11 protein-coding genes are annotated in these 14008 nt (G+C 71.8%); 5 read left to right on the top strand and 6 right to left on the bottom strand.

The window, feature by feature from the left end; translation table 11 throughout:
* Positions 1-39: 39 nt before the first annotated feature.
* Together OHT74_RS12385 and OHT74_RS12380 are read left to right on the top strand one after the other, a co-directional pair.
* Positions 40-612 (top strand): DUF6114 domain-containing protein, encoded by a 573-nt coding sequence (locus OHT74_RS12385; RefSeq protein ID WP_328620263.1) that lies wholly within the window; start codon positions 40-42, stop codon positions 610-612.
* Complete coding sequence (locus OHT74_RS12380) at positions 602-1885, top strand: hypothetical protein (RefSeq protein WP_443047365.1); 1284 nt, start codon at positions 602-604, stop codon at positions 1883-1885. The genes OHT74_RS12385 and OHT74_RS12380 overlap by 11 nt, the downstream gene beginning before the upstream one ends.
* A 156-nt stretch (positions 1886-2041) precedes the next feature.
* Here OHT74_RS12380 and pyk read toward each other — a convergent pair whose 3' ends face one another.
* From pyk to pta, 3 genes are all read right to left on the bottom strand, one after another.
* Positions 2042-3472 carry a pyruvate kinase gene (gene pyk, locus OHT74_RS12375; protein ID WP_266663602.1) on the bottom strand — a complete coding sequence of 477 codons (1431 nt, stop codon included), beginning with the start codon at positions 3470-3472 and terminating at the stop codon, positions 2042-2044.
* Between the two features lie 61 nt (positions 3473-3533).
* A complete protein-coding gene (locus OHT74_RS12370; protein ID WP_328620261.1) occupies positions 3534-4751 on the bottom strand; it encodes an acetate kinase in 1218 nt (405 codons plus the stop codon).
* A 71-nt stretch (positions 4752-4822) separates the two neighbouring features.
* Entirely contained in the window at positions 4823-6907 is a 2085-nt protein-coding gene (gene pta / locus OHT74_RS12365) for a phosphate acetyltransferase (RefSeq protein ID WP_328620260.1), read from the bottom strand.
* A 308-nt stretch (positions 6908-7215) separates the two neighbouring features.
* On the opposite strand from pta, the gene OHT74_RS12360 reads away from it, so the two are divergent.
* Positions 7216-8241: an ATP-dependent 6-phosphofructokinase gene (locus OHT74_RS12360; RefSeq protein WP_266663596.1), complete on the top strand. Its 1026-nt coding sequence runs from the start codon at positions 7216-7218 to the stop codon at positions 8239-8241.
* Here the strand turns inward: OHT74_RS12360 and OHT74_RS12355 are convergent.
* Positions 8238-8930 carry a helix-turn-helix domain-containing protein gene (locus tag OHT74_RS12355; RefSeq protein ID WP_328620259.1) on the bottom strand — a complete coding sequence of 231 codons (693 nt, stop codon included), beginning with the start codon at positions 8928-8930 and terminating at the stop codon, positions 8238-8240. The two genes, OHT74_RS12360 and OHT74_RS12355, sit on opposite strands and share 4 nt — an antisense overlap.
* Positions 8931-9278: 348 nt before the next feature.
* Between OHT74_RS12355 and OHT74_RS12350 the strand changes: the two genes are divergently transcribed.
* Together OHT74_RS12350 and trxA are read left to right on the top strand one after the other, a co-directional pair.
* Complete coding sequence (locus OHT74_RS12350) at positions 9279-9674, top strand: MerR family transcriptional regulator (protein ID WP_053784736.1); 396 nt, start codon at positions 9279-9281, stop codon at positions 9672-9674.
* Positions 9671-10048, top strand: a complete 378-nt coding sequence (trxA, locus tag OHT74_RS12345) for a thioredoxin (protein ID WP_328620258.1) — start codon at positions 9671-9673, stop codon at positions 10046-10048. The genes OHT74_RS12350 and trxA overlap by 4 nt, the downstream gene beginning before the upstream one ends.
* Here trxA and glgB read toward each other — a convergent pair.
* Both glgB and OHT74_RS12335 read right to left on the bottom strand, forming a co-directional pair.
* Positions 10038-12365, bottom strand: a complete 2328-nt coding sequence (gene glgB, locus OHT74_RS12340) for a 1,4-alpha-glucan branching enzyme (RefSeq protein ID WP_328620257.1) — start codon at positions 12363-12365, stop codon at positions 10038-10040. The genes trxA and glgB overlap by 11 nt on opposite strands.
* Positions 12362-13885, bottom strand: coding sequence for a maltokinase N-terminal cap-like domain-containing protein (locus tag OHT74_RS12335; protein ID WP_266663588.1), 1524 nt, complete (start codon positions 13883-13885; stop codon positions 12362-12364). The genes glgB and OHT74_RS12335 overlap by 4 nt, the downstream gene beginning before the upstream one ends.
* Positions 13886-14008: the final 123 nt, after the last annotated feature.

Genomic DNA, 14008 nt, shown 5'->3' with positions numbered 1-14008 from the left:
CTAGTTCTCCGTACCACCGTTTCCAGGGAGCTGTAGTCCATGAACCACCAGGCCCCGGTCTACGTTCGCCGCTCTGATGATGCTTGGCTCACCGTGGTGTATTACCACTTCTTCGCCTGGCGCGGCCGCCGTCCCTTCTGGGCAGGCCTGTTCACGCTCCTCGGTGGTGTCCCGATCGTGTACTTCCCGTACGCGGACATGCGATTGGGCAACGTCACTCTCGCGATGGCGACGACGACCGGATCCGGCTCGCTGATCATCGGCATCCTGCTGATGACGCTGGGCCTGGCCCTCTGGTTCCAGCAGAGCATCCGCGTCTTCGCCGGGGTCGCCTCGATCCTGCTGGCCCTGGTGTCCCTGCCGGTGTCCAACCTCGGCGGGTTCTTCGTGGGCTTCATCCTCTCCATGGTCGGCGGCGCCCTCGCACTGTCGTGGGTCCCCGGCAGCCCCGTGGAAGAGACCGCCGTCCCGGACGGCGGAGCGGGCAAGGCGGCGGCCATGGCGGGCAACCCCCAGGGCATCCCGGGCGTCCCGGCGCCCCGCGAGACGGAAACGGCATACGCGAGCGAGACGACTGCCCACGCCGATGGCGGGAGGAACAGTGCGGGGTGACGAGACGCAGCGGGGCGTGGCCCCGAGCGCAGAGTCCCGTGAAAGAAGGGGACCGCGGCACGCCGCGCCCCGGAAGTCGCTGCTGAACAAGATCCAGATACCCGTCGGCAAGACGATGGCGCTGGCGGCCATGCCGACCGCGGTCTTCGTCGGGATGGGCGTGGCCCCGAAGCTGGCCCTGGCCGACGACCACGAGATCCCCTTCGCGCCCGGCCCGTGCGTGACGCGGTCCGACGCACCCGCGGAGTCGGCCTCGCCGAGCCCCTCCACGTCGCCCTCGCCGAGTTCGTCGCCCAGCGCGACGCCCTCGCCCGGTGCGTCCAAGGCCCCGAAGCCCGGCGTCACCCCGCCGGCCCCGAAGCCTTCCGCCAGCAACCCGGCCGGTCCCACCACCGCGTCGAAGCAGACGGAGCCGTCGGCCCCGGCCGCCGCGCCGTCCGCGTCCAAGACCCCGAACCCGCTGGACCCGCTGGGCGTCGGAGACGCGCTCAAGGGCATCGTCGACGGGATCACCAAGCCGCTCGAGACCGCGAAGCCGTCGGTGACCCCGACGCCCACGCCGTCCAAGCCGGCCACGGCGACGCCGACCCCGACGAAGCCCGCCCCGGATCCGGCTGCGGACGCGATCCGCGACGCGGCGAAGAAGGCCGGCGTCGACGTCAAGGAGCTGTCGCAGGACGTCAAGGACACCGCGGCGAAGCCGAAGGACGAGACGGGCAAGACGGCGGACGAGGACGCGGACAAGCCGAAGGCCGAGGAGACGAAGGACGCGGACGGGAAGCAACCCTTCCCCTGCCCGACGTACGACGCCAAGGCGCTGGCCGACGCCGAGCTGGAGCCGGGCATCCCGCTCCTGCCGGACGAGCCCTGGTACCTCGACAGCTCGCTGCTGACCCTCTACGGCCTGGACTACCACGGCATCGTCGAGGTGAAGACGGCAGGCGGCAAGACGAAGAAGGTCCTGAAGTTCACGGCGGACTCGCTGGACATCAAGGACCTCTACCAGACGGTCGGCAAGAGCGGGAACGTCGCCCACCTGAAGTCCCGCTCCGGCTCCACTTCCAAGATCCGCGGCGGCACGGTGACGATGTACACCGAGAGCCTCAAGGGGAACCTCTTCGGCCTGATCCCGATCGAGTTCACCCCGAACAGCCCGCCGCCCCTGAACGTCCCGTTCGCGTTCTTCACGAACGTCAAGGTCGTCCAGGCCGGCCAGTTCGGCGGCACGCTCACCGTCCCGGGCCTCAAGAACTACATCGGCCCGCCGGAGTAGTCCCGTAGTCCCGTACGGGGCCGTCCCGTACGGCCCCGCGCAGGGCGTTCGCGCCCCGCGCACCGCGTCCGATGCACCGAGGGCGGCACCCCGGATCCTTGTCAGGATCGGGGTGCCGCCCTCGGTCTCTGTGCGGCAGAGTCACACCGTGCGGTGTCAGCCCTGGGACTGGCCGCCCAGGTGGTGGACGCGGACCATGTTGGTCGTGCCCGGGACGCCGGGGGGCGAGCCGGCGGTGATGACCATCGTGTCGCCCTCGTTGTAGCGGCCCAGCTTCAGCAGCTCGCCGTCCACCAGGTCGACCATCGCGTCGGTGGTGTCCACGTGCGGGACGATGTAGGAGTCGACGCCCCAGCTCAGCGTGAGCTGGTTGCGGGTGTTGACATCGGTGGTGAAGGCCAGGATCGGCTGGGTCACGCGGTAGCGCGACAGCCGGCGGGCGGTGTCACCGGACTGCGTGAAGGCGATGAGCGCCTTGCCGTCGAGGAAGTCCGCGATCTCGCAGGCCGCGCGGGCGACGGAGCCGCCCTGGGTACGGGGCTTCTTGCCGGGGACCAGCGGCTGGAGGCCCTTGGAGAGGAGCTCCTCCTCGGCCGCCGTGACGATCTTCGACATCGTCTTGACCGTCTCGATCGGGTACGCGCCGACCGAGGACTCGGCCGACAGCATGACCGCGTCCGCGCCGTCGAGGATCGCGTTGGCGACGTCGGACGCCTCCGCGCGCGTCGGACGCGAGTTGGTGATCATCGACTCCATCATCTGGGTCGCGACGATCACCGGCTTGGCGTTGCGGCGGCACATCTCGATGAGCCGCTTCTGGACCATCGGGACCTTCTCGAGCGGGTACTCGACGGCCAGGTCGCCACGGGCCACCATGACCGCGTCGAAGGCGTCGACCACGGCCGCCATGTTCTCGACGGCCTGCGGCTTCTCGACCTTGGCGATGACGGGGACCCGGCGGCCCTCCTCGTCCATGACCTTGTGGACGTCCTTGACGTCGTTGGCGTCGCGGACGAAGGACAGGGCGACCATGTCGCAGCCCATCCGCAGGGCGAAGCGGAGGTCGTCGACGTCCTTCTCCGACAGGGCGGGGACGTTCACGGCGGCACCCGGCAGGTTGATGCCCTTGTGGTCCGAGATGACACCGCCCTCGATGACGATGGTCCTGACCCGCGGGCCCTCGACCTCGGTGACCCGCAGCTCGACGTTGCCGTCGTTGATCAGGACCTGGTCGCCCTTGGTCACGTCGCCGGGCAGGCCCTTGTAGGTGGTGCCGCAGATGGACTTGTCACCCGGGACGTCCTCGGTGGTGATGGTGAACTCGTCACCGCGCACCAGCTCGACGGGGCCCTCGGCGAAGGTCTCCAGACGGATCTTGGGACCCTGGAGGTCGGCGAGGACGCCGACCGCACGCCCGGTGTCCTCGGAGACCTTCCGGACGCGGTCGTACCGCTCCTGGTGTTCTGCCTGGGACCCGTGGCTGAAGTTGAATCGGGCCACGTTCATACCTGCCTCGATGAGCGCTTTCAGCTGCTCATACGAGTCGACGGCGGGGCCCAGCGTGCAGACGATTTTGGAACGGCGCATGACTGGATCCTATCGGTTTGTTTCGTAGCGGAATATTCCGTCTGGTGGAAAGTCCAAGTGACTACTGAGTAACGAGGGCGTACGCCTGGGTGGCGATCTCCAGTTCCTCATCCGTCGGGACCACGGCCACCGCCACCCGCGCGTACTCCGGCGACACCAGCCGCGGCTCCGGGGAGCGCACCGCATTGGCCTCCGGGTCCAGGACGAGTCCCAGCTCCGCGAGGCCGTCCACGGCAGCTTCCCGGACCTGGTGCGCGTTCTCGCCGACCCCGGCCGTGAACGCCACCGCGTCCACCCGGCCGAGCACCGCCGAGTAGGCGCCGATGTACTTCTTCAGGCGGTGGACGTACGCCGCGAAGGCGAGCCGCGCCGACTCGTCGCCCTCGCCCGCCCGCCGCAGCACCTCGCGCATGTCGTTGTCGCCGCACAGGCCCAGCAGACCGCTCTTCTTGTTCAGGAGCGAATCGATCTCATCCACCGAGAAGCCGCCCACCCGCGCCAGGTGGAAGACGACCGCCGGATCCAGGTCGCCCGAACGGGTGCCCATGACCAGACCCTCCAGCGGGGTCAGGCCCATGGACGTGTCCACGCACACCCCGCCCCGGACCGCCGAGACCGAGGCCCCGTTGCCCAGGTGCAGCACGATCACGTTCACCTCCTCCACCGGCCGGCCGAGCAGCCCCGCCGTCGCCCGCGAGACGTACGCGTGGGAGGTGCCGTGGAACCCGTACCGCCGGATGGCGTACTTGTCCGCCGTCGCGGCGTCGATCGCGTACCGCGCCACGTACTCCGGCATCGTCGAGTGGAAGGCCGTGTCGAAGACCGCCACCTGCGGGAGGTCCGCGCGCAGCGCGCGGGCCACCTCGATACCGGTCACGTTCGCCGGGTTGTGCAGCGGGGCGAGGGGGATCAGGCTCCGGATCTCCGCCAGCACCTCGTCGTCGATCACCGTCGGCTGCGTGAACCGGGTCCCGCCGTGCACCACCCGGTGCCCGACGGCGGCCAGTTCGGGCGAGTCCAGGCCCAGCCCGTCGGCGGCGAGCTCCGCCGCAACGGCCCGGAGCGCGGCCTCGTGGTCCGCGATCGCGCCGAGCCGCTCGCGCTTGCCGCCCTCGGCGCCCGGACCGGTGAGCGGCTCGTGCACGAGCCGCGAGGTCTCTTCGCCGATCCGCTCCACCAGGCCGACGGCGAGGCGGGCGGAGTCCGCCATGTCGAGCAGCTGGTACTTCACCGACGAGGAGCCGGAGTTGAGGACGAGTACGCGCGATGCGGTGGTCACGATGAGGGTCTTTCCTTCGGGGTGAGGGCCCGGTGGCGGGGGCCGGGCGGGCTGTGCGGGCCGTGCGGGGGTCAGGCGGTGGGGGCCGGGGCGCCCTGCGCCTGGATCGCGGTGATCGCCACGGTGGTGACGATGTCCTGCACCAGCGCGCCGCGCGAGAGGTCGTTGACCGGCTTGCGCAGACCCTGGAGCACCGGGCCGACCGCGACGGCGCCCGCCGAGCGCTGCACGGCCTTGTACGTGTTGTTGCCCGTGTTGAGGTCGGGGAAGATCAGCACGCTCGCCCGGCCGGCCACGTCGGAGCCGGGCAGCTTCGTCGCGGCGACCGAGGGCTCGACGGCGGCGTCGTACTGGATCGGGCCCTCGATCAGCAGGTCCGGGCGCTGCGCGCGGACGATCTCGGTGGCCTTGCGGACCTTGTCCACGTCGGCGCCGGAGCCCGAGGTGCCGGTCGAGTACGAGAGCATCGCGATCCGCGGCTCCACGCCGAAGGCGGCCGCGGTCGCCGCCGACTGGATGGCGATGTCGGCGAGTTGATCGGCGCCCGGGTCCGGATTGACCGCGCAGTCGCCGTAGACGAGGACCTGGTCGGCGAGGCACATGAAGAAGACCGAGGAGACGATGGAGGCGTCGGGCTTCGTCTTGATGATCTCGAAGGCGGGGCGGATGGTCGCGGCGGTGGAGTGCACCGAGCCCGAGACCATGCCGTCGGCGAGGCCCTCCTGGACCATCAGCGTGCCGAAGTAGTTGACGTCGGTGACCACGTCGAGGGCCAGCTCGAAGGTCATGCCCTTGTGGGCGCGAGCCTGGGCGTAGAACTCGGCGAAACGTTCCCGCAGCGGGGAGGTCGCCGGGTCGATCAGCTGGGCGCCGGAGATGTCGACGCCCAGGTCGCCGGCCTTCTTCAGGATCGCCTGCTCCTCGCCCAGCAGGGTCAGGTCGCAGACCCCGCGGCGCAGCACCACGTCCGCGGCGCGCAGCACGCGCTCCTCGCCGCCCTCGGGCAGCACCACGCGGCGCCGCTCGGAGCGGGCCCGCTCCAGCAGCTCGTGCTCGAACATCATCGGCGTGACGCGCTCGGAGCGGGCCACCGACAGCAGTCCGCGCAGCTCGGCGGTGTCCACGTGCCGCTCGAACAGGCCGAGCGCGGTCTCCAGCTTGCGCGGGGTCGCGGAGTTCAACCGGCTCTGCAGCGAGAACAGTTCGGTGGCCGTCGGGAAGCTGTTGCCGGCCACGGAGACCACCGGGGTGCCCGGCGCCAGCTTCGAGGCCAGCGTCAGGATGTCGGGGCCCGGACGCTCGTTCAGGGTCAGCAGCACACCGGCGATCGGCGGAGTGCCCGAGGCGTGTGCGGCCAGCGCCCCGATGACCAGGTCGGCCCGGTCCCCGGGGGTGACGACCAGGCAGCCGGGGGTCAGGGCGTTCAGGAAGTTCGGCAGCATGGCGCCGCCGAAGACGAAGTCCACGGCGTCGCGGGCCAGCCCGGCGTCGTCGCCGAGGAGCACCTCGCCGCCGAGCGCCCGGGTGATCTCGGCGACGGTCGGGGCGGCGAGCGACTTGTCGTCCGGCAGCACGTAGCAGGGGACGGGCAGGCGGGCGGCCAGCCGCTCGGCTATGGCGTCCCGGTCCTCGGCGGCCACCCGGTTGACCACCATCGCGACGACGTGGCAGCCCAGGCTCTCGTACGCGCGGAAGGCGCTCTGGGCCTCGGCGCGCACGGCCTCGGCGGGGTGCTTGGTGCCGCCGACGACGGGCACCACCACGGCCCCCAGCTCGTTGGCGAGGCGGGCGTTCAGCGCAAGCTCGTCGGGAAGGTTCGTATCGGCGTAGTCGGTGCCGAGGACGAGCATGACCTCGTAGTCGCGGGCCACCCGGTGGTAGCGGTCCACCAGCCGGGAGACGAGCTCGTCGGTGCCCTTCTCGGCCAGGATGGCGGAGGCCTCGCGGTACTCCATGCCGTACGCCGCGTGGGCGTCCTGGTCGATCCGGTACCGGGCCTTGAGCAGGTCGAAGAGCCGGTCCGGTCCGTCGTGCAGCAACGGACGGTAGACGCCGACCCGTGCCGTCTGGCGGGTCAGCAGCTCCATGATCCCCAGCTCGACGACCTGTCGGCCGTCCCCCCGCTCGATACCGGTCACGTACACGCTGCGCGTCACGCGTGCTCTCCGTCCCATGGTCTGGATGTGGGTGCCGCCCGCCGGGCCGGCGGGCGGATCCGAGTCGATTTTCCCCGATAGGGTGGGCTTGACCTCTTGACAATACCCCGGCGGGCAGATAGGGCGCCCGCCGGAAGAATGAAGGTCGGAGGGGCCGAAAGGCCTGGTGGGCGGAGCACCACAGAACGCGCCGCATCCCCGGCCCGTGGAACAATCGGACAGGGCTTCACCAATACGCCCTTCAGATGTACGGCCGTCCGCCCGCACGCGTACGGCCCGGTACGACCAGGAGCAGGAGACACAGCACGATGCGTATCGGAGTTCTCACCGCAGGCGGCGACTGCCCGGGCCTGAACGCTGTCATCCGTTCGGTCGTGCACCGCGCCGTGGTCGGCCACGGCGACGAAGTCATCGGCTTCGAGGACGGCTTCAAGGGCCTCCTGGACGGCCACCACCGGCCCCTCGACATCAACGCCGTCAGCGGCATCCTCGCCCGCGGCGGCACGATCCTCGGCTCGGCCCGCATGGAGCGCGCACGGCTGCACGAAGCCGCCGAGAACGCGCAGGAATTGGCGACGCGCTACGGCATCGACGCTCTCATCCCGATCGGCGGCGAGGGCACGCTGACCGCCGCCCGGATGCTGTCGGACGCCGGGATGCCGGTCGTCGGCGTGCCGAAGACCATCGACAACGACATCTCCACCACCGACCGCACCTTCGGTTTCGACACCGCCGTCATGGTCGCCACCGAGGCCATCGACCGTCTCAAGACCACCGCCGAATCGCACCAGCGCGTGATGGTCGTCGAGGTCATGGGCCGGCACGCGGGCTGGATCGCCCTGGAGTCCGGCATGGCCGGCGGCGCCCACGGGATCTGCCTGCCGGAGCGCCCCTTCGAGGTGGACGACCTGGTGAAGATGGTGGAGGAACGCTTCTCCCGTGGTAAGAAGTTCGCCGTCATCTGCGTCGCCGAGGGCGCGCACCCCGCCGAGGGCTCGATGCCGTACGAGCGGGGCGCGATCGACGCCTACGGCCACGAGCGTTTCGCCGGCATCGGCAACCGCCTCGCCACCGAGCTGGAGCACCGCCTCGGCAAGGAGGCCCGCCCGGTCATCCTCGGCCACGTCCAGCGCGGCGGCGTCCCCACCGCGTACGACCGGGTCCTGGCCACCCGCTTCGGCTGGCACGCGGTGGAGGCCGTCCACCGCGGCGACTTCGGCAACATGACCGCCCTGCGCGGCACCGACATCGTGATGGCCCCGCTGGCCCAGGCGGTCACCGAACTGAAGACGGTCCCGGAGGGCCGCATCTACGAGGCCGAGTCCGTCTTCTAGCGGGCGCCGCCCGCGAAGGCCCAGAAGTGGGCCACGATGTTCGCGAGGAACTCCCGGCCCGCGTCGCCCGCGCCGGCCGTGCCCGAGGCGCCGCCCCAGCTCAGGGTGGCCACCATCTTCGACTGGTAGTCCGCGTGCAGCTGCTCCAGCACCGGCTCCAGGTGCTGCTTGGGCACCGGGAGCAGCTTGGCCAGCGGCTTCACGTACGCCTGCCAGCGCGTGGTCACCGCATTGCGCAGCAGCTCGGCGAGCTCGTCCTGCTTGCCGGTCGCTGCCACGAACTGGGCCAGTGTCAGCCCGAGCACCTGCGCCAGGGCCACGGACTGCCGTTCGTTGCCCTTCCAGCGCCCCGTGTCCTCCATCTTCTGGTACGCGCTCGTCTCCAGCCCGATCCGCCGGGCCAGCTCGTCCGCCGCCATGCCGCGGGCCATCCGGTGCTCCCGCAAGGTCACGGGCTCGGCGAGCAGCTCGCCGGGGGCGCACCAGAGCACGCCCGCGAGCGCCGTGAGCTCTGCGGAGCTGGGCGATATCTCGCCACGCTCCCAGGCCATCACGGTCTCGGGCTCGACGATCAGTCCGTACTGGGCGCGCAGGCCATAGACGACATGACCGGGAGCCATGCCCAGGGCTGCGCGGAGGCGACGCGCGGCGGGGGCATTGAAGGGAGGGCTGGAGTGCACAGGGCACACCGTAGGAGTGCCCAAGGCGTGGCGACTACAGACCGTTCAAACAAGCCCAGAACTCGTAGGAAAGTCCTATGGAGTTCGACGCTTTGGCCGGGTTTCCCTGCGACCGTCCGGTAATCGGATCATTTCTAGATCCATTGGCAAGCGTACGGTTCCGGCCGGCCGTTGCGATACCCCTGCGCACGATCTCCACGGATCTCCACCGATCTCCCCCACCGTTCCTGAACCGGCCGCCCTCCCCGCCCGTGATCCGTATCGGGGGCCCTCGCATACGGGGGTGGCGAGGGCCCCACCCCTCACCCCGGAGCCGCTCCTTGCCTTGACCTCGGCGTCAAGGATTACCGTCGGGGCATGCGCATCGGCGAACTGGCGGAGCAGGCGGGGACCACCACGCGGACCCTGCGGTACTACGAGTCGCGCGGACTGCTGCCCGCGCGCCGCACCGGCAACGGCTACCGCACCTACGACGAGGACGACCTGCGGCTGCTGCGCCAGATCCGCATGCTCCAGGACTTCGGCTTCGAGCTGGAGGAGACCCGCCCGTTCGTCGACTGCCTGCGCGCCGGCCATCCCGCCGGGGACTCCTGCCCCGCGTCCCTGGCCGTGTACCGGCGCAAGCTCGCCGAGCTCGACGGGCTGATCGGCCAGCTGGCCGACGTACGGGAGCAGGTCGCGAGGCAGCTCACCGCCGCCGAGGAGGCCGCCGGCGAGGCGGCGTCGCCGCGCTGCGAAATGACCGGACCGTGAGAAGGGAAAGGGAAGAGATGATCCACGCCAAGGGTGTCGCCGAAGTGACCGACCTGGACTTCGAGGCGGAGGTGCTCGCCGAGCGGGGCCGGCCCGTCCTCGTGGAGTTCACCGCGGACTGGTGCGGGCCCTGCCGGCAGCTCGCGCCCGTGCTGTCCGCCGTCGCCGCCGAGGAGGCCGGCCGGCTCAAGGTCGTGCAGATCGACGCGGACAGCAACCCCGCCACCGTCGTCCGGTACGGGGTGCTGTCCATGCCGACCCTGCTCGTCTTCCGCGACGGCGAGCCCGTCAAGCAGATGGTCGGCGCCCGCGCCAAGCGCAAACTGCTTCAGGAGCTCGAGGAGGTCACCGGGGTCACCGGCGTCACGGCCTGAGCCAGACCGTCGCCAGGGGCGGGAGGGTCATGCGCAGGCTCGCCGGACGGCCCTGCGAGGGCACCGGCTCGGGCCGCACGGGCTGCAGATGGCGTACGCCGCTGCCGCCGTACTGCTCCAGGTCCGTGTTCAGGACCTCCCGCCACCACGGCACCTCCTCCGGGACGCCGATCCGGTAGCCGTGCCGGACCACCGGCGAGAAGTTCGACACGCACAGCAGCGGCGAACCGTCCTGCGCGTACCGCAGGAACGCGAAGACGTTGTCCTCCGCCGCGTCCGCCTCCACCCAGGCGAAGCCCTCCGGCACGGTGTCCCGCTCCCACAGCGCGGGCGCCGCCGCGTACGTGAGGTTCAGGTCGCGCACGAGGTCGCGTACGCCCCGGTGGTCGGCGGCCGCCCCGTACGAGGAGTCCAGCAGCCACCAGTCCGGCCCGTACCGCTCCTGCCACTCCGAGCCCTGTGCGAACTCCTGGCCCATGAACAGCAGTTGCTTGCCTGGATGGGCCCACATGAAGCCCAGGTACGCGCGGTGTATGGCCCGCTGCTGCCACCAGTCCCCGGGCATCTTCGACACCAGCGAGCCCTTGCCGTGCACCACTTCGTCGTGCGAGATCGGCAGCACGTAGTTCTCGCTGTACGCGTAGATCATCCCGAACGTCATGTCGTGGTGGTGGTACTTGCGGTGCACCGGATCCTTCGATGCGTACCGCAGGGTGTCGTGCATCCAGCCCATGTTCCACTTCAGCCCGAAGCCGAGCCCGCCGCCGTCCGTCGGCCGGGTCACGCCCTCCCAGGCCGTGGACTCCTCCGCGATCGTCACCACGCCCGGACAGCGCCGGTACACCGTCGCGTTCATCTCCTGGAGCAGCGCCACCGCGTCCCAGTTCTCCCGCCCGCCGTGCTCGTTCGGCGCCCACTCGCCCTCGCCCCGCGAGTAGTCCAGGTAGAGCATCGAGGCCACCGCGTCCACCCGCAGCCCGTCCACGTGGAACTCCTGGCACCAGTACACGGCGTTGGCGACGAGGAAGTTGCGGACCTCCTTGCGGCCGTAGTCGAACTCCAGCGTCCCCCAGTCCGGGTGGGCGGCCCGCCGCGGGTCGTGGTGCTCGTACAGCGGCCGCCCGTCGAACTCCGCCAGCGCCCACTCGTCGCGCGGGAAGTGCGCGGGCACCCAGTCGACGATCACCCCGATCCCCGCCCGGTGCAGCGCATCCACCAGCATCCGGAAATCGTCCGGGCCGCCCATCCGCGAGGTCGGCGCGTAGAACCCCGTCACCTGGTAGCCCCACGAGCCGCCGAAGGGGTGCTCGGCGACCGGCATCAGCTCCACGTGCGTGAAGCCCAACTCCTGGACGTACGGGGGGAGCTGCTCGGCCAGCTGCCGGTACGAGAGCCCCGGCCGCCAGGACGCCAGGTGCACCTCGTACACCGAGAAGGGGGCCCGGTGCGCGGGGAGTCTCCCGCGCTGCGCCATCCACTCCGCGTCCTGCCACTCGTACCGGGACGCGGTGACCACCGAGGCGGTGGCCGGCGGGACCTCCGTGTGCCGGGCCATCGGGTCGGCGCGCAGGGTGTGGCTGCCGTCCGGGCGGGTGATGTCGTACTTGTAGAGCGTGCCCTCGCCCACGCCCGGCAGGAACAGCTCCCACACCCCGGAGGCGCCCAGCGAGCGCATCGGGTACGCGACCGAGTCCCAGTACGAGAAGTCCCCGGTGACCCGCACCCCTTGGGCGTTCGGCGCCCACACCGTGAACCGGGTGCCGGCCACGCCCTGGTGCTCCATCGGGCGGGCCCCGAGCGCCGTCCACAGCTCCTCGTGCCGGCCCTCGCCGATCAGGTGCAGGTCCAGCTCACCGAGCGCGGGCAGGAACCGGTACGGGTCGTGCACCTCGAGCTCGTCGCCGTCGTACGCGACCAGCAGCCGGTAGTCCGGCACGCCGGTCAGCGGCAGCAGCCCCGAGAACAGCCCGTCGCCGTCGTCGAAGAGCTCGGCCCGCAGCCCCTTGGCGACGATCGTGACCGCCTTGGCGTACGGGCGCAGCACGCGGAAGGCCACGCCGTCCCGCCGGGTCCGGGCGCCCAGCACCCCGTGGGGGTCGTGGTGGCGGCCCTCCAGCAGCCGGGCCCGTTCCTCGGCCCCGAGCGCGGGCGCCGGCCGTACCCCGTGCGAGGGCGCCCGCCGGGCGCGCGGTGCCTGGGCCTTGCGAGGCGCCGCCGCGGCCGGCGCTCCGCGGCCCGAAGCGGCGGCCGGGGCCGGAGCCGTGGCCGGAGCCGCGGACGGCGGGGTGGTGGAGGGTGACTGACGGGCGGGGCTCACGTGTGCGGCCTCCTAGGCGGCTGCGGGCGGGGGTGCGGGGAGAGGGAGGAGAAGCCTTCGCCGGGGCCGGCCCCGGGGCCCGGGCCGGGTCCCGCGGCGGCGCCGGGGCCGGGCCGGTGGGACTGCCCCGGGCGGGCTGCGGACCCGGGGCCCGGCAGTGCCCGGCCGAATCCCCGGTCCGCGCCGGAGGCGAGGCGCCGGATCGCCGCCATGGGGACGTGCAGCCAGTCGGGGCGGTGCCGGGACTCGTAACGCGCCTCGTACACCGCCTTGTCGGTCTCGTACGCGCGCAGCAGGACGGGATCCTCCCGCGGGTCGCGGCCGGTGGTGCGGGCGTAGCCCTCGCAGAAGGCGGCCCGGCAGGCGTCCGCCCAGGCGGGCGCGAACGGGCGGTGCGAGCGGGCCGCGTAGTCGAACGAGCGCAGTATCCCGGCGATGTCGCGGACGGCGGGTTCGGGGCGGCGGCGGTCGGCCAGCGGCCGGGCCGGCTCGCCCTCGAAGTCGATCAGCGCCCAGCTGCCGTCGGCGGTCCGCAGCGTCTGGCCCAGGTGCAGGTCCCCGTGGATCCGCTGTGCGGGCACCCCGGCCCCGCGGGAGGCGGCCAGCGCGTCGAACGCCCCGCGCAGCCCCGCCTCGTAGGGCCGCAGCGCGGGCACCTCGCGGGCGGTGGCCGCCAGCCGGGCCGTCATCCCGGAGGCGAGCCGGGCGGTCTGCTCCGGGCCCAGCGCGACCGTGGGCAGGGCGGCGGCGAGCGCACTGTGCACCTCGGCGGTGGCCCGGCCCAGCGCATGTGCCTCGGCGGTGAAGTCGGCCCCGGCGCCGAGCCGGCGCAGCGCGAGCTGCCAGCCGTCGTCGGAGCCCCGCAGATAGGGCTGGAGCACGCCCAGCGTCAGCGGCTCCGCGCCGGGCAGCTCGGCCTCGTACCAGGCGACCGGCGCGGGCACGCGGGCGCATCCGGCGGCGGCCAGCGCCCTGGGCAGCTCCAGGTCCGGATTGACCCCGGGGCCGACCCGGCGGAACACCTTCAGGATGTGCGAATCCCCGTAGATCAGCGAGGAGTTGGTCTGTTCGCCGGACAGCGGCCGGGGGGTGAGCGCCGCCGGGATCAGCGCCATCGGGTCGCGGTCGAACCGCAACGGGCCGAGGGTGCCGGGCGCGCGCAATCGTTCCAGCAGCAGGGCCGCCAGCCGTGGGTCGCCCAGCCCCTCGTACACGTACTGGCCGGCGTACGGGCCCTGCTCGGCGCGCCCGATGAGGGCGGGCGCCAGGGCCGGCGGAAGCGCGGCGCGGACGCCGAGCAGCAGTTGGTAGCAGTCGCCGTCGACGTCGAGGAGCAGGTGGACCAGCCCGGGGGAGGATCCCGGCGGCAGCAGATCGGCCGCCGAGATCATCCGGAGCCGGCCGATGCGCCGGCCCTTGCCGGCGAACCAGCGCTGGACCGGAAGCCAGTCCCGCAGCATCGGCTCCAGCGGACTGAGTCCGGTCGTGCTCGTCGTCCCGGCGGATGCAGCCTCCGACATGGCGTCGCGTCCTTTCCCCGGGCCGTCACAGAATGCGGAGAGTGTCCCGGATCGCGTCAGTGCTTCTCCGGTGGTATACGAGTGTCGGGTCAGGATGATCCGTACAGGGGCGGGCGATTGACC

This window comes from Streptomyces sp. NBC_00354, assembly GCF_036106915.1.
GTDB lineage: Bacteria > Actinomycetota > Actinomycetes > Streptomycetales > Streptomycetaceae > Streptomyces.
The sequence above is the reverse complement of the archived record's forward strand: the minus strand, read 5'-3'. Positions and strand labels throughout refer to the sequence as shown.

Coding starts and splice junctions, on each gene's coding strand:
- OHT74_RS12385 (WP_328620263.1), top strand. CDS start 40: ATGAACCACCAGGCCCCGGTCTACGTTCGCCGCTCTGATGATGCTTGG.
- pyk (WP_266663602.1), bottom strand. CDS start 3,472: ATGCGCCGTTCCAAAATCGTCTGCACGCTGGGCCCCGCCGTCGACTCG.
- OHT74_RS12360 (WP_266663596.1), top strand. CDS start 7,216: ATGCGTATCGGAGTTCTCACCGCAGGCGGCGACTGCCCGGGCCTGAAC.
- OHT74_RS12350 (WP_053784736.1), top strand. CDS start 9,279: ATGCGCATCGGCGAACTGGCGGAGCAGGCGGGGACCACCACGCGGACC.
- OHT74_RS12335 (WP_266663588.1), bottom strand. CDS start 13,885: ATGTCGGAGGCTGCATCCGCCGGGACGACGAGCACGACCGGACTCAGT.